We start from the raw sequence: 23,788 nt of genomic DNA on the forward strand, positions 1-23,788 counted from the left end.
GGCGACACGATGCAGGCGGCTCGTCAAAGATTACGAGCGCTATGCTCAGACCCTCGCAGGCCTCCACGTCGTCGCCTTCGCATGTCTCATGCTCAAGCGCGCCGCAGAATTCATGCTCCAAGGTGCATAACACCCTCTAGCATTGATTGCGCTGGAGCCGCCCGCGGATGTCGCTTTCAGGCGTTGGAGGGTTGCGATGGTCGAGGCGTGGAGTATGAACTCTTTGCACGTCGGGAGGATCACACGGCGCGCGCTTCTTTCCGCCGCCGCCGCCAATGTCCTGCTCCTTGTGGCCCCGTCGCGGCCCGTGGCGGCGCCGGGCCTCGATTTGGCGACGTTTCTCCAGCTAAGCGAGAAACTGACCGCGCGCCGAAACCTCCCGCCGGACGTTGCGCGACGTTATCTGCAAAGCATTCTCGACCGCGCGCGGCCCCATGAGCAGGGGGAGAAGTGGCTAGCGGGAGAAGGGCAAGCCTCGCTCGATTCCCGAATCGTGGCGGACTGGTATTCGGGTCAGACGATGACTTCCGGGGGCATGATTTGCGTAGACTATGCCGGGGCGCTCCTGTGGGAGGCAATCGGCTTTGCCAGACCCCGGGGCGTCCCGGATACTGAAGCGGGGCGCTGGGCCCTCGCGCCACTATGACGGATCTGCCATGGACATTCGCGCCGACGTGCTGATCATCGGTTCCGGCGTCGCGGGGGCGCTTCTCGCCTGCGAACTCGCAGGGAAAGGCGCGAGCGTCGTCATCATGGAGGCAGGGCCCCGGGTGGATCGCGCGGAGGCGGTTAGGAGGTTTCACACCGCCTATCCGAAGACGCCGGAGTCGGCCTATCCGCAATCGAGCTTTACGCCGCATCCGAAGACCGAGTCGCCTCATGGCTTCTACGCGCAGAAGGGGTCGGACGCCTTCAATTCGACCTATCTGCGACAGGTCGGCGGGACAACCTGGCATTGGCTGGGAACGGCGGTACGCCTGATCCCCGACGACTTCCGCATGAAGTCGCTTTTCGGCCTCGCGACGGACTGGCCGCTCTCCTATGACGATCTCGAGCCTTGGTATTGCCGGGCGGAGGCAGAACTGGAAGTCTCGGGCGACGACGCACAGGACTTGGGATCGCCTCGCTCCGCCGCCTATCCGCTGCCCTCTGTGCCACAGAGCTTTCTCGACCGGCGCTGGGAAGAGGCATTGCGCGGGTCGAGGTTCGAGCTCCGCCCCACGCCGCAGGCGCGGCTCTCCAAAGCGTCCTCGGGCCGGCCGTCCTGCCATGGCAGCGCGAGTTGCATCCCTGTTTGTCCCATCCAGGCGAAATACGATGCGACCATTCATATTGCCCGCGCCGAGGCGCTGGGCGCGCGACTGCTCACCGAGGCCTGCGCCAATTTCATCGGGAGTCATGAGGATGGGCGCGTCGCGGCGGTGCGGTTCAGGCGTCCCGACGGGTCCGAGGGGCGCGTGGAGTCGCGGGTCGTCGCTGTGGCGGCCAATGCGATGGAAACGCCGCGTCTGCTGCTGGCGTCGCGATCGAGCGGCTCGCCCGAAGGCGTGGCGAACCGATCCGGCCTTGTCGGCTGCAATCTGATGGATCATCCGATCCAGTTGAGCTGGGCCCTCGCGCATGAGCCCGTCTGGCCCTATCGGGGTCCGGGGGCGACGTCCGGCATTGAGACCTTCCGCCGCTCGGCAAGGCGCGCCACCGACTCTGCTCTGAGGTTCGAAATTGGAAACGAGGGATGGAGCTGGCCCACGGGCGCGCCGGAATCGACCGCGCGGGATCTCGCGATGAGCGGCCTGAGCGGGAAGGCGCTGGATCGGGCGCTCAGGGAGCAGACATCGCGGCACATCCGCATCGCCGCACTGACCGAGCAGCTTCCCCTGGCGGAAAATCGGATGACTCTCGACTGGAGCCGGATGGAACGGACAGGCCTGCCCGGCATGGAGATCGCCTATCGTCTCGACACCTATACGCAGGGCGCGCTCGCCAGCGCGAAGCGCATGCATGAGGAAATGTTTGAGAGAGTTGGAGTCACATCGTTTTGGCACAAGGACAAGGCGGAAGCCGCGGGTCATATCATGGGCACCGCGCGCATGGGCGACGACCCACGCCGGTCAGTCGTCGATAGGGAGCTGCGCGCGCACGACCATCGGAATTTGTTTCTCATCGGCGCGGCGGTGTTTCCGACCGGCGGAACGGCCAATCCAACGCTCACGGTCGCGGCGCTCGCCATCCGCGCCGCGGGCCCTGTTCTCGCGGCGCTCGCGGAAGCGCCCCGGCCATGAAGACAGCGCGCTGGCGTCAGCGTCGCTTTGTGCGCGATAGCAAGCAAATCCCTGCAAATGCGTATGGAAAACCAGAGGAGGGCGCAGGCCTGTTCGCGCCTGCGTCCAACTGGCAGGGCAAATTCCATCACGCCGGCATCACGCATCGGCTGGCGCCAGCATTGCCGGCGATCGCCGGCGTGGTGATCGACCCCCCTGCATCACTCTCTCTCTTTCGTAATGGGACATGGGAATTTTTGGCGCGGTTGTTCAAACCGTTGTGAGAGCGACTATCGACGCCCGGCATGATTTCCATGCGCTGCGCGCATAGGAGCCGAGCTTGTGAAAGACCATGCGCTTAGGGTGGCGCCCCTCCTTATGGAGGAGGCGCCCAACCGCTGGGCGGCCTTGGCGTTGCGGACCTGGACGATTTCGTCGATCTCTCGCAGGGGTCATTGAGAGCGCCTCCGTCGGGTGCGCTGACACGCATCGGGTCCCGCTGCCTCTTTTACCATGGAAGTTGAAGCGCCATACCGGCGTGAAGCTCGAGAGCCGGCATCTGGAAGTTCAATTTAATCTATGCCGATCTCTAAGGCTGTCCAGCGGTGTCCGCCTGAACCATTCGCGCTCGTGATCGTGATCTCGCTTGCCATCTGTTCTGCTTCACATGCCACTCGATGGACCAACGACATAGACTGGGCGCCATCAGGGTCGGTGCAAGAAGCGCGACCCTATTAAGTCTTAATTTACCATCCGATCGGCGATTAGTTCATCACTGGCAATAAATCAGATAGAATTTTACAATCCAGCTATTGACCCAGCTTTGTGAAAGGCGAGTCACACAGCTCGATTGGGGCGAGCGAAATGCGGAAATACCTTGGCGTATTTGTGATCGGTGGAATGGGAGGCTTCGCCTGCGCGACCGCAGTCAGCCAGAGAGTCGTCGCCGGACAAAACCATGTGCAACCTGCGCCAGCTACCACGGTTACAGTCGAGGAGCCGCCGAAAGAGCATCTTCGACACATGCGAGTACATAATCAGAGGACAGAGATAGGGGAATCGTCAAAGGCGAGCCAGGAATCGCCTGCCGCTGAGCAGGCCAAGCCCGCAATCGACGAAAGGCCGACCGGTTCCCTCAAGTCCACCAAGCCCAGGAAGGCGAAGGTCGCTTCCAATAGGAGGAAGAAGACTCTGGGCGAGCAGGATGTGGTGTTGGAGCAAGCGGCTCCAGCTGAGATTGAAAGCCCGGCTCTTCGCGGGTTGTTCGAGACACTTTTTCGAGGCAATTGAGCTCTAACAACCTCTTACCCGACGGATTGTGATCCATCGAAAGTGCAGCTTCAGGTGCGATGCAAAGTCGTTCCCACGGGCGACCCATCTGGCTCAATCAAGGTCGAGAGTCGTTGCGGTTTTAATTGTTAAGTGTGGGCAGGTTGGTGCTGCGCGTCGCCTAGATGACTATTCCGGAATAGCACACGCTCATGGTTACCTGACTAATAGCCGAGTAGCCATGAGCCGCTCTTTTGAAAAGGGAATCAGCATGACAGCCGAGCCGGCGCGAAAAAGCGCGGAGGCAACGCGCGGTTGACCATTTGAGGCAGGTAATCCGGGACGGCCAAAGGGGGTCAGGAACAAGGCTACATTAGCGGTTGAAGCACTCTTGGATTGGGAGGCTAAGGCGCTCACGACGTCTGCTGCTGCGCGTCGCGATCAGCCGGTAAGCTTCGAGCCGCCGAAAATCGAGACGGTGGCGGACGCGACCAAGGCGACGGGGGCGATCCTCTCCGCTGTGGCGTCGGGCGACACGACGCTTCGTTGTCGCAAAGGTGGGCTGAACTCCAAGCTCCACGTCGTCTGCGACGGCGCCGGGAAGCCACAAGATCGAGAACCTCTTCGCCAAACTCAAGGACTGGCGACGTATCTCGACCCGCTACGACAGATGCGCACACGCCTTCTTCTCGGCCATCTGCATCGCAGCCGCCATCGCCTTCTATGTGAGTCCTGAGCCTAGCCTTGTTCAGTCTTCGAGAGCAGGCTAAGGTGCAGCACTGGTTCCGAGAGGCAGGCTTGATTGCGGCCTGTTTAAGCGTTTGATCACCACTGGGGAACATCAAGATGGTACGAGATTTCCTTACCAAGGTTGCATGCGTCGCATTGCTTACAGTTAGTACGAGCGCGTTTGCAGATCCTGCATGCACCCAACGTACCTTAAATGGTTCATACGTCTTTTCCGCCGGCGGCTTCGATTCGACAGGAAAGACGCCCTTGGCATATGCAGGCTTTGAGTATTACGACGGGATGGGCCACCAGGTTTATATTGCTAAATATACGGATAACTCTGAGCAATCTCTGCGGGGCAGGTATACCGTAAACCCGAATTGTAGGGTTGAGGTTGTTTATGAAAACGGGCGGACTAACACATTTTTTATCAATCCAAACGGGAAAGAAATTGATTATGTAGTGACGGGCGGCGCAATAATTGCCAATACGGAACGTTGGGTCTCCATGCAGAATCTGGTTGGTAGGAGTCCGTTGACAGGTCGATGATCGATCGTCGAAGACGCTTGGCCACTTGTCGAAAGCGAGGTTGGTCGTGACGATGATCGAGGTACGCTTGTAAAGCCGGCGGCTCAGACGGAACAACAATTGGCCGCCGGCGTTGGCGAACGGCAGATAGTTGAGTTCGCCGAGAATGACTCAAGTCGTGAGGTAATCGGCGAGCCACCCCTGACGCCCTCAGCGAAATTCCGCTTCGAGAAGATTGACCAGATCGACCGTGGTAACGATTCTCGTTCGAATGCCCTTGATAGCCAAGGATCGACATCCTTCGCGAGCGGCAATTTGGCGATGGCGAGCTAATATTTGATGGAGCGCGCCTGCTTTGGCCTTGAGCAAATCGCCGACCAGTCGCTGAGGCTCATGCTTGCGTTTGAGCGCCGTCGCCAATCTCTCATCATAGGCGCTCCGCATGCCATAGAGCTTGAGTTCCCCCATCCATGTCGAGCACTTCGGTTCTTTCCATGGTCATACGCTCCTGAGCTGATCGTATCTGGCGCAGTCGGCGACGGGTGGATGTGGGAATCGCAAAGAGAGACGCATCGACAAAAGCGATCAGCGATTGCCCCTTTGTATCGAATTGCGAGACTGCACATGCCGACTCGGCGTCCAGCGGGCGTGGGCAGGCGATAGACTGTCTTGCCCTCAGGTGGGACATGCCTAAAAAAATGAGTTAAGTAGAAGTACCGAGCAGCATATCAGGCGAGGTGGGCCCATGATGGGGGATGCCTTCGACAAATCCGGCCTATTCGCCGGCCCACCCGCGATTCAAACTACTTGTCCGTATTGCGGCGTCGGTTGCGGCGTCATTGCGTCTATCGAGCCGTCGGGCCGGGTGGAAGTCGCTGGGGACCCGGCCCACCCAGCGAACCTTGGCCGTTTATGCGCGAAGGGCATGTCGCTCGGAGACACGCTTGGTCTCAAGGGGCGGCTGCTTCATCCTTTGCAGCGACAGGAAGATGAAGCACTCGCGCCCATTTCTTGGGATGCCGCGTTGGAGACGGTGGCCGGGCGTCTCACATCAGTTATCGGGTCACGCGGGTCCAGTTCAATTGCCTTCTACCTCTCGGGGCAACTGCTGACCGAAGATTACTACGTCGCCAAACAAGCTCATGAAAGGATTTATCGGCTCGGCGAATGTTGACACGAATTCACGTCTTTGCATGGCCTCCACGGTCGCCGGCCACAGGCGGGCCTTTGGCGCCGATACAGTCCCCGCCTGCTATGAAGACCTTGATCTTGCCGACTTGATCGTCCTCGTTGGCTCCAACGCCGCCTGGTGCCATCCGATCCTCTTCCAAAGGATGCTGCAACGCAAGGCAGCCGGCGCGCAGATCGTTGTCGTCGACACGCGGCGGACTGTGACGGCGGATAGCGCTGATCTCTTTCTCGAAATCGCGCCGGGCGGGGATCAGGCGCTCTTCAGCGGTCTGCTCTCTTATCTCGCCGCCAAGGACGCCCTCGACGAGGATTACATTGCCCGACACACGAGCGGGTTCGAGATCGCTCTGCAAACCGCGCTGCGCATTGCGCCGACGCCCACTGCAGCAGCGGTGGCGGCCGGCGTGGCGGAAAGCGCTGTCGTGGCTTTTTTCGACATGTTTGCCGCGACTTTACGGGTGGTCACGGTTTTCTCGCAGGGCGTCAACCAGTCGGCCCAGGGCGTCGACAGGGTAAATGCAATCCTCAATTGCCATCTGGCGACCGGCCGGATCGGCAAACCCGGCTCTTCGCCTTTTTCCTTTACTGGCCAGGCCAACGCGATGGGCGGCCGCGAGGTCGGCGGCCTCGCCAACACGCTCGCCGCGCATATGGGGTTTGACCCGGAGAGCATCGACCGCGTTCAGCGCTTCTGGAATGCGCCGCGCATGGCCCAGAGCGAGGGACTGAAGGCGGTGCAAATGTTCGAGGCGATTGATCGCGGCGAGATCAAGGCGCTATGGATCGCGGGGACGAATCCCGCCGCATCGCTGCCTGACGCAGACATTGTCCGCAGAGCGCTCGGTAAACTCGAATTCCTAGTCGTCTCGGACAACGTCCGCTCCAACGACACGATTCGTAGCGGCGCGCATCTCCTGCTCCCCGCGCTCGCATGGGGCGAGAAGAACGGCACGGTAACCAACTCCGAGCGCCGGGTTTCACGGCAGAGAGCCTTCCTGCCGGCGCCCGGCGAAGCGCGCGCAGATTGGGCGATCTTCGCCGAGGTTGCGCGGCGCATGGGCTTCGTGGGTTTCGATTTCGCATCGGTCGCAGACGTTTTTCGGGAACATGCGGCTTTATCCGCTTTCGAAAACAATGGCGGACGCGATTTCGACCTGGGCGGTCTCGCCGACTTGAGCGACGAAGCTTATGAGCGGCTCGAGCCGACATTCTGGCCGATCCGGGCACAACAAAAAGAGGGGCAGAGGCGGTTTTTCGCGCAGGGCGGTTTCTTTACGCCCGACGGGCGAGCGAGATTCATCGCGCCCGCCATCCCCGCCCTCGCCACCCAGGTTTCGAAAGAATTCCCGCTGCGGCTGAATACGGGCCGGATTCGCGATCAATGGCACACGATGACCCGAACCGGCGCAAGCCCGCGCCTTGCGCGTGAAACTCCGGAGCCTTTTGTCGAGATCGGTTGTACCGACGCTTTAAAAGCGGGTCTATCGGACAATGGTTTCGCGCGCGTGGCGACCGCGCTGGGCTCTTGCATCCTGCGGGTCCGCGTCACGGATCGACAGCCGCCCGGCTCTATTTTTGTCCCGATCCATTGGACCGATGAAACATCGGCGCAGGCGCGCGTCGGGGCGCTGGTCGCACCGATCGTCGATCCCGTTTCAGGCCAGCCGGAAGCCAAGGCCACGCCTGCGGCGGTTTCGCCCATAACCTTTGAGCGGCAGGGCTTTCTGCTGGCCCGGGAGCCCTTGACGTTGCCGCCGGGCGTCTGGTGGGCGCGCGTTGCCGTTGCCGGCGCCGTGGCCTATCGGCTCGCGGGTTGCGATGATGAGGGGGCTTGGCGCGGCTTCTTGCGCAATGCTGCTCCAGGCGCTGAAACGGTTGGCTTCTTTGACCAGTCGACGAGGCTGTTGCGCGTGGCGGCCTTCAAGGGCGCAAAGGCGGAGTTGCTATTGTCCTTGAGCCCCGCAATGGAAAGCTGGGACCAGGCGCTCGAACTGTTCCGGCTCGAGAGCCTTAACGAGGTTCAACGCCAGGAGCTTGTCACAGGCGGCGCGTCAGGCGTGAATGCTCGCACTTCTGAGCCCCTGCCTGTCCGAGAAGTCAAGCAGATGCTGTCGTCAAAGACATGGGACTCTGCAGATTATATCAAAATCCTTAGGCGTGCGGGTCTCCTTGCCCAGGCGCCCGCCGCACTTCTCGAAGAGCTCATTGGCGGCGCCTCTCAATTTACCCTAGACCCGGGAAACATTCTCTTCTCTGAAGGCGACCCGGGCGACGCCGTTTATCTTGTCGTAGAGGGCGCGCTACAGATCTACACAGCCGCGCCTTCCGGCGAGGAGCTTGTCTTAGCGGCGCTGACCGCGGGAGAGCTGGCTGGAGAACATTATCTCCTGCAGAGGGGGAATGTACGACGGGGCGCTTCGGCCCGCGCCGCTGAAGAGACCACGCTCCTGCGCATCGAGGGATCTGCTTTCCTCAGCGCTCTTGCCCGGGAACCGGACCTTGCAAGACGCTTCAAGGAGAGGCGAGACGCGCGCGAGGTCGAGAACCTGCGCAAGCGTTCCGAGATTTTCCGTCTCCTTGCTTCTCTCGACGCCGCCGATCCGCAGTCTACGGTCGCGTTTGAAGCCGGCGCGGTGATCTTCCGTGAGGGAGACGCCGCCGACGCGGCCTGGCTAATCCTCAGTGGAGAAGCCTCCGTCTATCACGAGGCTTCTCCCGATCTTCCCCTGGCGCGGCTTGGGTCCGGTCAGTGCTTTGGCGAGCGCGCCTGCCTCGACCATTCTCCGCGACAAGCAAGTATCAGGGCTGTCACGAGTCTGGAAGCAATCCGGATTTCTCAGGAGAGTTTTATCCGGCTGCACGAGTCCTCGTCCGAGTTGCGGGACATTGTATCAGGGCTACAATTTGTCTATCACCTGCCGCAACGCGGGATGGCGCTGCAATATGTCGGCGAGAAAGCGGGCGCTGCGGTCATCGAGCGCGTTTATCGCCTCGAAAACGGACGACGCTTTCTCTCGTCATGGATGCCGTCACTACAGGCCTTTCGGCTCGAGAGTCTTGGTTCGAGTGAGCCAGTGGAGGAAGGTCAGCAGTTAAGCTGGATCGAGCCGGGCGGCGGCGATGATGCTCTGCACCGCAGCATCCGCCTCTCACGGCGTGGCGACATCATCGGCTTCGCCGCCGTTGGAGAATGGCCGGAAATGCCGCAAATTCTCGAGGCGGCGATCGACGGCGTCCATTTCCAGGCTGAAGCCTTGCGCGCCTTCGAGCGAACGGGTCGATTGGACATCACGACTCCGCCGTCACAAGAAGAAACCAGCGAGCAGGCCTGTTTTTGTCTTCAGATCAGTGTCGACAAGATCGGATCCCTTATCGACTCCGGCTGCAGCAGTTTCGAGAGCCTGAGGGAGAAGACAGGCTGCGGATCTCTTTGCGGCGGCTGCGAACCCCAAATCCAGTCTATGCTTGGCCGCTCGGAATGGATCCCGGCCGTCGGCGAAGCTCAGGAACTCGTCGATGGCATCCGCAGCTTCGTGCTGAGACCGACCTGCGTCGCGCCCGTTCAATGGAAAACCGGTCAGTTCGTCGTGCTCTCCGGTCGCATCGGCGATCACTGGGTCGACAGGAGCTACACAATCACCTCCGCGCCGGGGCGGCCGCTCGAGATCGCGGTGAAGCGCGAGCCCAAAGGGCTCTTCTCACGTTGGCTCTTCGACGGCGCGCTTGGCGAAAAAGAGCTCCGCATCTCTCCGCCGCGCGGCGAGAGCGTCTGGGAGCCCAGTTCCCGCCCCACGGTCTGTTTCGTCGCCGGCATCGGCGTGACGCCCGCCGTGGCGATTCTGCGAGGGCGTGGTTCGCATAAGAAGGTCGGCCCGCTCCATATCGACTATTCTGGCAAGATTTCGGCTTCAATGGCCTTCATTGGCGAGTTCGAGGCCGCCGCTGCGGGCAATGAGGGTGTGAGCGTTCAGTTTCGCTTCACCTCCAGCGGCGCACGCCTTTGTGATGCAGATATTGTCGACGTTGCCCGCGAATTCCCCGCCGCCGATTTCTTCATTTGTGGTCCCGAGCCCTACCTGGACCAGGTGGTGAACGCGCTTCGGGCCCAAGGCGTCCCGCCGGACCGCATTTTTGAAGAGCGGTTCGCCCACGCTGGGGCGCCGGTCAAAAAGCTGGCCACCCAAGCAAACGCCGTTACGCCAGTCGGTCCAGACGCGCTCCAAATTCTTGCGCAAGACAGCGCACTTGCGGCTGGAAAAGAACTGACCAGCGAAGAGCGGGCGAAACGTGACCGCCATCCACTCGATCGCTGGGATGAGATCGTGGCGCGGTCGGCAGCGAGCGCTTTTCCCGCCGGGATCGATGTTTTCCTCACCAAGTATCACGGGCTGTTTTATGTCGCCCCGGCGCAGGACGCCTATATGTGCCGCCTGCGGATTCCGGGGGGTATTCTCCATGGCTGGCAGATGCGTGGATTAGCCGATGCGGCCGATTCCTTCGCGGGCGGCTATGCAGATGTGACAACCCGCGCAAATCTGCAACTCAGGGAAATCGGAGCCTCTGCAGCTGTTGATCTGCTATTCGCCATTCAGAATCTTGGCCTGACCTCGCGCGGCTCGGGCGCCGACAATGTTCGCAACATCACGGGCAGCCCAACCGCCGGCATAGATCGGCAAGAGTTGATTGACACCCGGCCGTTCGCTCTCGCCATGCATCACTACATCCTCAATCACCGGGAGCTGTATGGCCTTCCGCGCAAGTTCAACATCGCCTTCAACGGCGGGGGGCGGGTCGCTGTTCTGGAGGATACAAACGATATCGGCTTTGCTGCGACACGGGTCCTGGACGCGCCTGGTTTAGAACCAGGCGTATATTTTCGCCTGCAACTTGGGGGCGCCACCGGTCATGGGGCCTTCGCTGCGGAAACTGGCGTCCTGGTGGATCCATCGGAATGCGTCTCCCTCGCCGGCGCGATCCTGCGTGCATTTATCCGGCGCGGCGACCGAAGCAACCGGCAAAAGGCGCGCTTGAAGCATGTCCTGGATGAGGTCGGGCTCGAAGCCTTTCTCGACGAGGTCCAGTCGGAGTGGGGGCGCGCGTTACGCCGTCCTACCGGCGCGGAAATAGCGCTGGATCAGCCATCCGATCCCCAGGGCCATATCGGCGTTCATCCGCAAAAGCAGCCCAAGCTGAATTATCTCGGCGTCCATTTGCCTGTCGGGCGCCTCACAGGGAAGCAGATGCGCGGACTTGCCGATGTCTGCAAGCATTATGGCAGCGGTACGCTTCGGCTGACCGTCTGGCAGAATTTGCTGATTTCGGACGTTCCAACCGACAGACTGAGCGCGTGCATCGCCGCCATCGAAGACCTCGGACTGGATATTGACGCGAGCGCCTTCCGCCGCGGCCTCGTTGCGTGTACCGGCAACAAGGGATGCAAATTCGCGGCGACCGACACCAAGGCGCATGCATTAGCCCTTGCGCGGCGCCTCGAAGAACGGTTTGAGACAGAACTGCCGATCAATATCCACGTCACTGGTTGTCGAAATTCCTGCGCGCAGCATTACATCGGCGATATCGGTCTGATCGGCTCCAGAATCGACGCGGCCGGTTTGCCGGGGGAATGCTATGACCTCTATGTCGGAGGTGGATCAGGGGCGCAGCGGCAAATTGCGCGGCAGTATGCTCTGAGAGTGCCGGTTGCCGGTGTGGCGCCACTCGTGGAAAACCTTGTTTCGGCATGGCTCACCCATCGAGCCGCGCCATCCGAGACGTTTTCAGCATTCTCGCGCCGGCACGAGATCGATCGGCTGAAAGTTCTCGCCGGTTTTTAACATATCCCTCGCCCACACTCAGTCTTTTCCGACACCCATGGTCCGTAGAGGGAGATCAGCGCCACGCCCATGTTGCCGGAACCAACGATACCCATCACCAGTCCTTGGTAGCGGGACGGATACCAACGACTAGCCTGAGGAATTGCGACCGAGGCGGACCGACTGACAAACCACTGCATCAAGTTTGCGCCAGAGTAAATTTTGAACGCTGACAAGGGGTCAAACCCAACGCCGATTGACAGACTGGCTCCGCACGAAGGGCGTCACGCCTCCTCCAGCTGTCCTGAGATGCGCGGCGCGGGCGTTTCCGCAGTGACGCCCGGCCCGCAACACAGAGGTTCATGATCGTGTCGCGAATTCATAACTCAGCGCCGAATTGGACCTGATCCGGACAACAATTTCACCTAAGCATTTTGGCGCGAAATCGCCGACTAGCTGTGGTCTCTGAGGAGGTTGTTCACCCGAGCTGAAGGGCTTGGCTCATTGGCCCGTCTGAAGAGCATCCGGATCTCATTGGGCTGGGACCGCTCTACAATCGGCTTTCCTGTATCGCCTGCCATGTGAAAAGCGGACGCGGCGCCGCAACCGATCCCGAGAACGGCGTGGCGCGAGACATGGTGGCGAGGCTGAGCGTCGAAGGCTCGGACGCGCATGGCGGACCGCGCGCACATCCCACTTACGGCGCTCAGCTCAATCCCGAAGGCGTCCCGGGCGTTGCTGGCGAAGGTCAAGCCGTCACCGCCTATGACGACATGGCGGTCGTTCTCGCCGATGGAGAGCGCGTAACGCTCCACCGGCCCAAACTCGCCTTTCGCCATCTTGCGTATGGCGACCTCGGAGATAATGCCCGAACGTCGCTGAGAAACGCCCCGCCGGTTTTCGGCCTTGGTCTGTTGGAGGCCGTACCCGAACCCGAAATTCTCGCTGGCAAGGGTAAGCCAAATTATGTCTACGACCGCGAAGCCAATGCGCGCAGGCTCGGACGGTTCGGCCTGAAGGCCAATCAACCGAGCCTGAAGCAGCAAATCGGCAACGCCTTCGCCGAGGATATCGGCGTGACCTCCTCGCTTTTTCCGCAGGAGAGCTGCACGCCCGGCCAGGCAGACTGTCTGAGCGCAGGTTCGAAGAAACCCGATCTGTCGGACGATCAACTTAGCGCGGTGACGACCTATATCATTCTCCTTGCCGTCCCGTCGCGGCGCGGCGCCGGTGATCCGAGCGTCCTCGCTGGCGAAGTCCTATTTCACGCGCTGGGATGAGCAGTATGCCATCGGAACACGTTGAAGGTCGGCGATTTCCCCGAGGCCCCGTGGCTGAACGGCGCGGACATTCACCCCTATACCGATCTCCTCCTCCATGACATGGGCGAGGGGCTCGCTGACGGCCGCCCCGATTTTGACGCGGGTCCGCGCGACTGGCGCACGCCGCCGCTCTGGGGATTGGGCCTTTCTGGCAAAGGCGGCGACGGCGCGAACTATCTGCACGACGCCCGCGCTCGCACGCTCACCGAAGCGATCCTGTGGCACGGCGGCGAAGCGCGGGCATCGGCAGAGGCTTTCCGCAAATTATCCAAACAGGAGCGCGACGCCCTGCTCGCCTTTCTCAATTCACTGTAGCGGCTGAGGACCACATGAGACTTCTTGCTTCAACGGCGCTCTCCAGCGCCGTAACGATGGCGCTTTGCCTTCCGGCTGTGGCGCAGATGCAGTTGCCGCCAATCGAAGTGCGCGCGCCAAAGGCTTTCGAACTCGGCCAGATCAAGGTCGGCGAGCGCCGCCTGGCTTCGCCGACAAAGGTCGCGCAGCCGGGCTCCGGCGCACAAGGGGCCACGGCCGCAGCTTCCTCTCCGCCCGCATCCATTACGGACAACGGTCCGACGCCCAAACAGCACACCGACGCCTTTGGCGGTTACACGGTGACGAACCGGCAGATGGAGACTTTTGCGCGCCTGACTCTGGACAGCGCCGCCAACGTCGCGCCGGGCGTCAACGCCAATACGACCGGGGGGCCGCGCAACGAGCAAAACATTTATGTGCGTGGCTTCGACCGCTGGCAGGCGCCGCTCACCGTCGACGGCGTGCGCGTCTATCTGCCGGTCGACAACCGGCTCGATTTCGCCCGCTTCATGACGCCCGATATCGCCGAAGTGCAAATCGCCAAGGGCTATGTCTCGGTTCTCGATGGCCCCGGCGGCATGGGCGGTCAGATCAATCTCGTGTCCCGCAAGCCGACGCGAGAAATTGAAAGCGAGTTCCGCAGCCGATTGGAGCTCGGCCGCGACGGCTCCTATCAGGGAGTCAGAACCTATGGCATCGCAGGGACCAAGAAGGATTTCTATTACGCGCAGCTCAGCGGCGCCTGGCAGAAGTTCGACGGCTGGATGCTTCCCGAGAGTTTTACCGCGACGCCCAACCAGGGCTGGGGCTTCCGCAGCCAATCCTACTCACAGGACTACAGCGTCAGCGCCAAGGCCGGCGTCACGCCCAATGCGACGGACGAATATTCGCTGACGTTCAGCCGCCAGGACGGTTCCAAAGGGGCGCCGCTGCATATCACCGAGCCGATCGCGACCCAGCGCGATTGGAAATGGCCATACTGGCGCGTGCAGAACCTCTACTTCCTGTCGAATACGCAGTTGGGCGACGTCTCCTATGTCAAAACGCGCGGCTATTGGAGCAAATTCGAAAACTCACTCGTGTCCTACCACGACCCGACCTATTCGATCCAATCCCTCCCCAAGTCTTTCAACAGCCGTTACTCGGACTACGCGCTCGGCGCCGAGGTCGAGGCGGGGACTGAGATTGGGAACATGGACACGCTGAAAGGCCTGTTTTTCTATCGGCTGGATACCCATACGGAGTGGCAGGACAATTACGGGATCAACGCCCTCAATACACGGCGCGGCTGCATCGCCTGGGTTCCCTGCTCTTATCAGCCCGTCATCGCCAGCATGGAAGATACTTATTCTGCGGCGGTCGAAAACACGCTACATCCGAGAAGCGACGTCGATGTCGTCGGGGGCTTCAGCTACGATTGGCGGCACTTACGACAGGCACAGGGTTTCGCCCTGCCGCAAGGCGTCGTCAACTACACGCCGCAGGACATGAGCGCCCCGAACTACCAGGGCGCCGTCATTTGGCGCGCTACAATGGCGGTGACAAGGATCGCTTGTATTTCAACGTCTCCGACCGCGTGCGTTTCCCAACGCTGTTCGAGCGTTTCAGCACGCGCTTCGGCGGCGCGACCTCCAACCCCGCCTTGCAACCAGAGCGGGCGCTCAACTACGATCTGGGTTGGTCGAGCCAGTTCGCGCCAAACGCCCGCGTGTCGGTCGATCTCTTTTACAGCTTCGTCAACAATCTGATCCAAAACGTGCCAGTCCCCGCCTACGGCCCCAATGTCACGCAGTCACAGAATATCGGGAGCGGTCGCTTCGCGGGGGCTGAAGTTTCAGCGGATTATCAGCCGCGCGACGATTTCTCGCTCGGCGGAAATCTGACGGTCATGCGTCGCCGCGTTTATGCGCCCTACATCCCCAACTTTCAGCCGATCGGCGTGCCCGACATCAAGCTCTTCCTCTACGCGGGCTATCGCCCCATCCCGACAGTCGCCCTCACCCCCAACATTGAAATGGCCAGCAATCGCTGGACGTCCACGCCGGACGGCAGTCTGTATTACCGTACCGGGACCTATTTCCTGACCAACTTCAACGCCGATTGGCAGGCGAGTGAAAACATCAAGTTGAGCGCAGGCGTGCGCAACCTTTTCGACCAGCTTTACACGCTGACAAATGGCTTTCCTGAGCCCGGCCGTAGTATGTATCTAGCGCTCAAGGCGACTTTCTAGTGGGACCGGAAAAGGGCGGCTTCGCATCCGTGAAGTCGCCGACGAATCATGTGAGCGAGCGAGGATTGCAATACGCGATTACGCTGCTTCATGCGCATTTTTGGAAAAGTTCTCTTTGTGTTCGATCTTCACGAATGCGTGGTGGCGGCCATCTCTCATATGCCCTCAAGCATTCTGGCTTGCCGCAAGCTGGCGATGTCACGTTAACCGGCGGGTAGGCTTTGGCGGGCCATTCAGGTGGTATGACCCCGTCGCCCGATGAGATTATCTGTCTGCGCCTTAAACCGTATCATCAACCGGGGCGGTGCCCGTCCTCCCTGTTTGTTTTTCGGGTTCAACCACCCCAAGCACGGTATTCTTGCGGCTAAGCAGATAAAAGGATGGCGTTTGGCCCTTTCCTTTCATCTGGACCGTTCCGGCGTCCAAAAAAGCGAAGTCGTCGGCGAGCCTGACCTTGACCGCCTCGGAGACATGGATCTTGTTTGCAGGGGACGTCGATTCGAAGCGGCTGGCGACGTTCACCACGTCTCCCCAAAGATCATAGGAGAACTTCTTCTTTCCCAGCACGCCAGCCGCGACAGTTCCCGTATGAATGCCCATTCTCATTTCCACCGGGAAAGGCGATTGAGAGGAAAAATTCTTGATAAACGCCATTGCCTCGAGGGCGAATTCGGCGACATGCTGGCAATGCAGGGGATCGCGATGCGGAACGCCACCGACGACCATATAGCTGTCGCCGATGGTCTTGATTTTTTCGACCCCATGCTTTTCCACGAGTTCATCGAATTTTTCGAATAGGACGTTGAGCAGGTTGACGGTTCCATGCGGGCCAATTCTCGCGGAGAGATCGGTAAAGCCGACGATGTCCGAGAAAAACACCGTCACCTCTGGAAACACTTCAGCGATGACTTCTTCTCCGCCCTGGAGGCGCTGAGCAATTGTTGCCGGCAGGATATTATGAAGCAGCTTCTCCGATCGAAGGCGTTCGTTGTTGAGTTCCAACGCAGTCTTTTCTGAGATTTTTACCTTCTCTTCAAGAGCTGCAAAGGCAACGCTGAGGTTCCGGGCCATGGACTCGACCGACTGAGCAATCCTCCCTATCTCATCTTGGCCGGAGACTTGGGTTCTGCTCTCCAAGTTTCCCCTGCTAATGGAATCGACAGCAGCTGTGAGCCGCGAGGTCCTCTTGACAAAGCGCTGCTCGAGGAAGGCGACTGAAGCGAGCACAATCAGGAACAGAGTGGCAGCGAGATAGATATTCATTCCCACCAATGCGGCGGTGCGTTGCTCTTCCTTTACGAGGGTCGCCTTGTACCTTTTACGAACCATTTTATTGAAATTATAGACGGCCTCGCTAAGTTCCCCATTTTCTCTGTTGTATTCATCTCCGTAAATGAGACGTTCGGCTAGGGCCATATCGGGCTTGCTTTTTCCGGCGAATTTGCCCGTGCCGTCATCGAATTCGCCCTTTACCGCGTGCATAGCGATTTTCTCGGTTGTGCTGACCTTTCGAAAAAGCTCTTTCGCTTTCTTAAGTTGATTGAACTCCGCGATTGTGATGTCGCGCTTCAGGAATTGGTCCTCGAGAGGGCCTTCGCCCGATGTACTCGTGTCGGGCGGTGGAATGAACCCCCCGACAACAAGATCCCAGTATTCCAACCCATAGCCTTCGGGACGAGCGATTCTTCCTTCGAGGATGTCCTCGAGTTCGGAGTAGAAGTCCCATCGATCTTGGGTTTTGGTTGCGACAAAGCCTCGAGCGAACCTGGTTGCCCATTGTGAGGAAATGACTAGATCTTCCGACAGCGAGGTGATGTCGCTTAGTCGTTCGCGCGCCGCCTCCGTCTGGCGGTCTACCTTTTGCAGGTACAGACCAATGACCAGGTTCGCGCCCGCGAGCGCTACCAATACAAGGAAAAAGGCGGAGAAGAACGTTCGTAGTTTCATTGCAACCCCATGGACCCTGAAAGCCGTGCTTGACCTCCGCACCTCGACCGGCAGAACCCGAGGAGAGCGGGTTGAGCCCTAACTGATTTCAAGCCTGATTCAAACAGACTGCTTCTGGCGGCCGAACCATGCGCCAGCGCTCACTTGAAAACGAAAAGACCTTTATTAAACCCCTCGATAACGAAAGGAGGCTCCGTTCACCCTGTCGAGGCTTGGCCCAAGCTCCCCGCTACGTCTAAACATTTGCATAACAAGCCTGGAAATGATGGAGGCGGACTGTTTCCTCTCGCCACCATATACTAAAGAAGGGAACCGCGGTTTCATCCTGGGTCGATAGGTCGGACTTTTAAGCAGCGACGATTTCGCGAATCTGTTCGGCTGCCGCGTCCAGAAAGGCTTGAGCGAGGTCGGGGTCGTTGACGGCGCGCGATAGCGTCACCGCGCCAACCATCATCGAGAGGACGGCCATGGCCTTGCCCTTGGCCTCCGAGTCCTTGGTTTCGGCAATCAAGCGGCCAAGGACTTCGAGATGCGCCTTGATACCGGCTTCGAATGGGGCCCTGACGTCGCTGCCCTGTCTGGCGGCGTCTGCGGCGAGCGCCACGAGTGGGCAGCCGTCCGTCTTTTTTTCGCGATGGCCCATACTGAGGTAGAACGCCAAAACAGCGCCAAGCGGATCCTCAGGTTTGGCGGCGATTGCGGTCGACCATCGGTTGAAGGCGCCCTCCAAGGCTCGCCTGGACGCCTGTGCGGCCAAGTCCTCCTTTGACGCGAACTGCTTGTAAAAGGCGCCTTGGGTCAGCCCGGCGCCCTTCATCAGATCCTTGAGCCCGATGCCGTCAAAGCCGTGCTCACGGAAGAGGCGACTCGCCACATTGATGACTGTCTCGCGGTTTTCCGCCGCTTGAGTGCGACTGACGCGCATCCCGAACCTCATTTTAGATTGCGTTCGAAATCTATCTGATATAGAGTTCGATCGCAATCTAAAATTTTATTCGAGGAAACGGGCATGAAAAGGAAACCCGCTGTTGTGCTGGTCGTCTCTGCCGGCCAGACCGTGGTTCGGCTTGCACAAGCCGGCCCCCGCGAAGCAGTGGTGGCACTTCCCGAAACGATCCGACCGGCGATCGGATCGGCGGCGGAGGCCAGCGTGTATGGGGACGACGGGCGCCACTATACCGCGCATCTGCGGCAGCTGTCGGATGCCGCCGATGGTCGGATCCGCACTTACGAAGCACGATACGTGCTCGACGGTGCGGCTTCGGCGGCCCCCCTCGGCGCCACGGTGACCATTCGGCTGGCAAGCAAAGAAAGTCGGCCGGAAGTCCAAGTGCCGCTCGGAGCCGTGCTCGACGACGGCCGGAAGACCGGCGTTTGGGTCTTCGACAGCGCTACCTCGACCGTCCACTTTCAACCCATCAAGCTTGTGCGTGTGGCGAGCGAAACCGCCGTGATCTCCGGAGTGAAATCCGGCGACCCGGTTGTTTCGCTCGGCGCGCATCTTTTGCGAGACGGCGCGCGCGTCAGGCCTGCGTCTGACAGCGGGGGCGCCCAATGACCCTCAATCTTTCCGCGATCGCCGTCCGCGAACGGGCGATCACCCTCTTTTTCATCCTGCTGTTAGCCGCCGCGGGCGCCTACGCCTTTTTCATGCTCGGGCGGGCGGAGGACCCCTCCTTCACCATCAAGACCCTGACGGTCACGATGGTATGGCCGGGCGCGACGGCGCGCGAGATGCAGGACCTCGCCGCCGAACCGTTGGAGAAGCGGCTTCAGGAGCTGACTTGGTACGACCGCGTGGAGACGACCACACGGCCAGGCTATGCCTATATGACGGTCACGCTGAAGGACAGCACGCCGCCGTCGAGCGTGCAGGAGGAGTTCTACCAGGCCCGTAAAAAGCTTGGGGATGAAGCCCGAAAGCTGCCATCCGGCGTGCTTGGCCCTTTCGTCAATGACGAATATTCGGATGTGAGCTTCGGCCTCTATGTTCTCAAGGCAAAGGGCATGCCGATGCGAGAGCTCGCAAGGCAAGCCGAAACCATTCGCCAAGACCTTCTGCACGTGTCCGGCGTCAATAAAATCAATATTCTTGGCGAATGTCCTGAACAGATGTTCGTTGAGTTCTCCTACGCCAAACTGGCGACCCTCGGCGTGTCGGCGCAGGATATTGTCGCCGCCTTACAGAGGCAAAACACCGTCACGCCGGCAGGCTCGATCGACACAAGGGGGCCGCAAGTCTTCATTCGGATCGACGGGGCCTATGACAGCGTCCAGGCGATCGCCGACACGCCGATCATGGCTGCGGGGCGCACGCTGAAGCTCTCCGACGTCGCCGTGGTCCGCCGGGGCTACGAGGATCCGCCCACCTACCTCATCCGACACCAGGGCGAGTCCACCATCATGCTCGCGGCGGTTATGCAGGAGGGCTGGGATGGTCTCGCGCTCGGCAAGGCGCTGGAGGAGAGGTCCGCAGCCATCGTACAGACCCTGCCGCTCGGGGTGACGTTCGCCAAGGTCAGCGACCAGGCCGTCAACATCACCTCGGCGGTCAATGAATTCATGATGAAGTTCGCGATGGCGCTCGGCGTGGTGCTGCTGGTGAGCCTCCTCAGTCTCGGCTGGCGCGTCGGCATCGTCGTGGCGGCCGCCGTGCCTCTGACGCTTGCCGTCGTGTTCCTCATAATGCTGGAAACGGGCCGCTTCTTTGACCGCATCACGCTCGGCGCCCTCATCCTGGCGCTCGGCCTTCTTGTCGACGACGCCATCATCGCCATCGAAGTTATGGCGGTGAAAATGGAAGAGGGCATGGACCGCATCAAGGCGGCGGCCTATGCGTGGAGCCACACTGCGGCGCCGATGCTGTCCGGCACGCTCGTGACGATTGTCGGGTTCCTGCCGGTGGGTTTCGCGCGCTCGTCGGCCGGCGAATACGCCGGCAACATCTTCTGGGTCGTGGGGTTCGCCCTTATCGTTTCCTGGATCGTCGCGGTGGTCTTCACGCCCTATCTTGGCGTCAAGATGCTGCCCGCGTTCAAATCAATCGAAGGCAGCAGCCACGCGGTCTACGACACGCCAAACTACCAACGTCTGCGACAACTCATCACATTCGCGGTTCGCCACAAGTTCGTGACGTGCGGTGTCGTCGGCATCGCTTTCGCGCTTTCCGGCCGGCATGGGCGCCCTCAAACAGCAGTTCTTCCCGACCTCCGATCGCCCCGAAGTGCTGGTGGAGGTTCGCCTGCCGGACGGCGCCAGCATTGAGACGACGACCGCTACGGTCGAGAAGCTCGAACATTGGCTGACGAGCCAACCCGAGGCCAATATCATCACGAGCTATGTCGGTCAGGGCGCTCCCCGCTTCTTCTTCGCGATGTCGCCGGAACTGCCGGATCCTGCCTTCGCCAAGATCGCCGTGCTTACACCGGATGCAGAGGCGCGCGAGTTGTTGAAGCGCCGGCTCCGAGAGGCGGTATCACAGGGGCTGACGCCAGAGGCCTATGTGCGCGTCACTCAGCTCGTGTTCGGACCATACACGCCCTTCCCGGTCGAGTTTCGGGTCATGGGATCGGATGAGCGAATGGATCTACAAATGGCGGACGCAGAGCTGAGTTCGACGGCCAATAGCATTCCTTGACGCAGGAGAGAAACCTCGTCGGGTCATGGGAGACCGGTATGTTAAGCGATGTGATGTTCGGTCTGCTCGGTTTCACTGTGGCGTCTGCGGCGATCGTGACCCTTTCGCTCCTCGTCGAGGAGATGCGACCCGTCCCGCCAACTCCGGAGCGCCTCTCCTGGGCGCCAGACATCCCCATCCATTACGTCAGCGTCAACGGCGTCCGCCTTCGCTACATCAAGACAGGCGAAGGCCCCGCGCTGGTTCTTTTGCACACGCTGAGGACGCAACTCGATCTCTTCGAGAAAGTCGTCCCCGATTTGGCGAAGAGTTTCACCGCGTATGCGGTCGATTATCCCGGCCACGGCTATTCAGACATTCCGACAGGGAGATATGACGCGGACTATTTCGCCGGGATGATCGAAAGCTTTCTCGAAGCCTTGGATCTGCGCGATGCGACGCTCGCCGGCGTTTCGATCGGCGCCTCAATCTCGCTCATTCTCGCCGCACGCAACAATCCACGGGTTTCGCGCGTCGTGGCGATCAATCCCTATGATTACGCCAAGGGGCGCGGGATGGCGCGCAGCTCCTCTCTCGCGGGTCTCTTCGTCGCCTTGGCGGATCTGCCGGTTCTCGGCGACACGGTCATGCGCCTGCGTCAATTCCTGATCATGAAACGAGTGTTCAACGGCGGCGTGGCCGATCCGGAGCGCATTCCGCCGGAGCTACTGAAGGAAATGTATCTCGTCGGCAACCGCAAAGGCCATTACCTCGCCTTCCTCAATCTGCTCCGCAACGCCGAAAGCTGGGAAACGGCGACCAAGGCCTATCCGAACATCAGGATTCCCGTGCTGCTGCTCTGGGGCGCCCGCGACTGGTCGCGGCCAAACGAACGCGAACATGATCGTCAAATCGTGCCGGGCGCAAAAATGGCGACCGTCGAGGACGGAGGGCACTTCCTGCCGCTCGACAGGCCAGATGCTGTCATCGAGCATTTGCTCGCCGTTCGGGCGTCGCTCGTTCGGAAAGCTTCGTCATGAAGCCTTGCCTCCGGCACAGCCTCGCACGGACTCACCTGACCGCGGCGTGCACGCCTCCGAAAGTTAGCGGTGACGCCTCGGTAAGCACGCGAGGTTCATCGAGACGCTGCCGTAGCCTATCTGCGCCAAATTTGCGCTCCACTGCGTCTTGTGATGCCGATGGCACACCGAAGCGTGCCCACCCGCAACGTGGCCCCGTCAGGTCTGGACCGCGAGGGAGCGTCGGCCAAGTTGCTGGCCGTTAGTTCGGTCACCAATCCATGCAACGCGAGCGCCGCGGAATCGAGTGACTGGCTTTGACAGCCCTGGTGACAGCTACCATTTTACTCTCATGGATCTACCGATCGGCGAACTGTTCGTATTGGGTTTTCGAGACCCCCAAACGCCCGGGTGGTTGCATGATTTCGCCAATACCTTCGGCCTTGGCGGAACCATTCTTTTCGATTACGACTGTATCGATCAGAAATACGAGCGGAACGTCTATAGCCCGGCTCAGCTGGAGAAGCTTTGCGAGAGCCTCCACTCTCTCCCCTCGCGTCCGCTCGTTTTTATCGATCAGGAGGGAGGCAAGGTCCGGCGATTGAAGGAAGAACGCGGCTTCATCCCGCTGCCCAGCGCTCACCGATTTGGGCTATTGACAGCCTCGGAACGGCGGGCAGTCCTACGCGCTTCCTATACTCAGATGCGGCAGATAGGAATTGATGTGAACCTCTCGCCGGTCGTCGACCTCGACGTCAACCCTAAGAGCCCCGATGTCGGGGCGGTCCAGCGCAGCTACTCAAGCGATCCGAAGGTTGTCGCAGCATGCGTAGAGGCGCTAGCAGAAGTCGCTGGCTCAGTGAGTTTGAAACTCTGTCTGAAGCATTTCCCAGGAACCGGCGGTGCGAAGGTGAATCCGCATGACCATGTCATGGATCTCTCCGATTGCCTGACCAATGCGCAAGTTGACGTGTTCCGAGATATGATCGCTCGGGTGCCGATGGTCCTTTTTAGTCATGGCATCGTGAACCAGTGGGAGAAAGACACACCGGTGTGTCTCTCGGCGGTCGCGGTCGATAAAATGCGCTCCTGGGCGCCGGACGCGTGCATCTTAACCGACGACTTGCAGATGCAAGGCGTGCAAAAGCTGATGTCAACGGGCGAGGCATGCACGAAGGCCGTTCGCGCCGGCGTGGATTTGCTCCTCATCGGTAACAATATCAAAGACGAGCAGGAGCAGGCGGCTGATTTCGCCCGTCAGCTGTGCTCGGCTTGCAACCGGGATGCGTCAATGCGCGCTCACGCCGAGGCGTCGATCAGACGAACAAGGAAGCTGAAATTTGGATGAGCACACAGTGACCCGCCGCACGGTGGCGCCCTCCGCAACAGGCAAGACGTAATCGACTTTTCAGGGGAGAGACGCGCATAGGCCCGGGCATAAGGTTGAGGAACCCGCGAAGCTAACGTCCTTGTCGCGGGATCGCTTTTGTCTAACCCCGGCAGTGTCAAGTTGACCGGATGCTAGGCGGCGATGTTACATTAACTCGT

The 23,788-nt window shown here is 60.3% G+C and carries 9 protein-coding genes and 9 pseudogenes; 14 read left to right on the plus strand and 4 right to left on the minus strand.

The window, feature by feature from the left end; translation table 11 throughout:
* The 4 genes and pseudogenes from ACR652_RS11650 to ACR652_RS11665 all read left to right on the plus strand — a co-directional run.
* Positions 1 to 130, plus strand: a pseudogene (locus tag ACR652_RS11650) (IS5/IS1182 family transposase); the annotation flags it as partial.
* Positions 131 to 214: 84 nt separating this feature from the next.
* A complete protein-coding gene (locus ACR652_RS11655) occupies positions 215 to 646 on the plus strand; it encodes a sugar dehydrogenase complex small subunit (RefSeq protein ID WP_434506666.1) in 432 nt (143 codons plus the stop codon).
* A gap of 10 nt (positions 647 to 656) precedes the next feature.
* A complete protein-coding gene (locus ACR652_RS11660) occupies positions 657 to 2,282 on the plus strand; it encodes a GMC family oxidoreductase (RefSeq protein ID WP_434506667.1) in 1,626 nt (541 codons plus the stop codon).
* Positions 2,279 to 2,545 carry a hypothetical protein gene (locus ACR652_RS11665; RefSeq protein WP_434506668.1) on the plus strand — a complete coding sequence of 89 codons (267 nt, stop codon included), beginning with the start codon at positions 2,279 to 2,281 and terminating at the stop codon, positions 2,543 to 2,545. Before ACR652_RS11660 ends, ACR652_RS11665 begins: the two co-directional genes overlap by 4 nt.
* Here the strand turns inward: ACR652_RS11665 and ACR652_RS11670 are convergent.
* Positions 2,488 to 2,701 (minus strand): annotated as a pseudogene (locus ACR652_RS11670) (IS6 family transposase); the annotation flags it as partial. The gene ACR652_RS11665 and the pseudogene ACR652_RS11670 sit on opposite strands and share 58 nt — an antisense overlap.
* Positions 2,702 to 3,125: 424 nt before the next feature.
* Between ACR652_RS11670 and ACR652_RS11675 the strand changes: the two are divergent.
* The gene (locus tag ACR652_RS11675) at positions 3,126 to 3,551 is read left to right on the plus strand and encodes a hypothetical protein (RefSeq protein WP_434506669.1); all 426 of its coding nucleotides are present in this window, start codon (positions 3,126 to 3,128) and stop codon (positions 3,549 to 3,551) included.
* Between the two features lie 1,287 nt (positions 3,552 to 4,838).
* Here ACR652_RS11675 and ACR652_RS11680 read toward each other — a convergent pair.
* Positions 4,839 to 5,283, minus strand: a pseudogene (locus ACR652_RS11680) (ATP-binding protein); the annotation flags it as partial.
* A gap of 252 nt (positions 5,284 to 5,535) precedes the next feature.
* On the opposite strand from ACR652_RS11680, the pseudogene ACR652_RS11685 reads away from it, so the two are divergent.
* The 5 genes and pseudogenes from ACR652_RS11685 to ACR652_RS11705 form a co-directional block, all read left to right on the plus strand.
* Positions 5,536 to 8,050 (plus strand): annotated as a pseudogene (locus tag ACR652_RS11685) (molybdopterin oxidoreductase family protein); the annotation flags it as partial.
* Positions 8,051 to 8,215: 165 nt separating this feature from the next.
* A pseudogene (locus ACR652_RS11690) lies at positions 8,216 to 11,812 on the plus strand (NirA family protein); the annotation flags it as partial.
* A 482-nt stretch (positions 11,813 to 12,294) separates the two neighbouring features.
* Positions 12,295 to 13,428 (plus strand): annotated as a pseudogene (locus ACR652_RS11695) (di-heme oxidoredictase family protein).
* A gap of 314 nt (positions 13,429 to 13,742) precedes the next feature.
* Positions 13,743 to 13,955, plus strand: a pseudogene (locus ACR652_RS11700) (TonB-dependent receptor plug domain-containing protein); the annotation flags it as partial.
* A 1,049-nt stretch (positions 13,956 to 15,004) separates the two neighbouring features.
* Positions 15,005 to 15,658 carry a TonB-dependent receptor domain-containing protein gene (locus ACR652_RS11705; RefSeq protein ID WP_434506670.1) on the plus strand — a complete coding sequence of 218 codons (654 nt, stop codon included), beginning with the start codon at positions 15,005 to 15,007 and terminating at the stop codon, positions 15,656 to 15,658.
* A gap of 279 nt (positions 15,659 to 15,937) precedes the next feature.
* Here the strand turns inward: ACR652_RS11705 and ACR652_RS11710 are convergent, their stop codons facing one another.
* Positions 15,938 to 17,605 (minus strand): adenylate/guanylate cyclase domain-containing protein, encoded by a 1,668-nt coding sequence (locus ACR652_RS11710; RefSeq protein ID WP_434506671.1) that lies wholly within the window; start codon positions 17,603 to 17,605, stop codon positions 15,938 to 15,940.
* A 346-nt stretch (positions 17,606 to 17,951) separates the two neighbouring features.
* Complete coding sequence (locus ACR652_RS11715) at positions 17,952 to 18,530, minus strand: TetR/AcrR family transcriptional regulator (protein WP_434506672.1); 579 nt, start codon at positions 18,528 to 18,530, stop codon at positions 17,952 to 17,954.
* Positions 18,531 to 18,641: 111 nt separating this feature from the next.
* Here ACR652_RS11715 and ACR652_RS11720 point away from each other — a divergent pair.
* The 4 genes and pseudogenes from ACR652_RS11720 to ACR652_RS11735 form a co-directional block, all read left to right on the plus strand.
* Positions 18,642 to 19,163: pseudogene (locus ACR652_RS11720) on the plus strand (efflux RND transporter periplasmic adaptor subunit); the annotation flags it as partial.
* Positions 19,160 to 21,215, plus strand: a pseudogene (locus ACR652_RS11725) (efflux RND transporter permease subunit); the annotation flags it as partial. The pseudogenes ACR652_RS11720 and ACR652_RS11725, both read left to right, overlap by 4 nt.
* A 65-nt stretch (positions 21,216 to 21,280) precedes the next feature.
* Positions 21,281 to 22,261, plus strand: coding sequence for an alpha/beta fold hydrolase (locus tag ACR652_RS11730; RefSeq protein WP_434506673.1), 981 nt, complete (start codon positions 21,281 to 21,283; stop codon positions 22,259 to 22,261).
* 286 nt (positions 22,262 to 22,547) lie between these two features.
* On the plus strand, positions 22,548 to 23,588 hold the full coding sequence (locus ACR652_RS11735; RefSeq protein ID WP_434506674.1) for a glycoside hydrolase family 3 N-terminal domain-containing protein: 1,041 nt from the start codon (positions 22,548 to 22,550) through the stop codon (positions 23,586 to 23,588).
* The last annotated feature ends 200 nt before the right edge of the window (positions 23,589 to 23,788 follow it).

The organism is Methylocystis sp. (assembly GCF_051061225.1).
Classification (GTDB): Bacteria; Pseudomonadota; Alphaproteobacteria; order Rhizobiales; family Beijerinckiaceae; genus Methylocystis.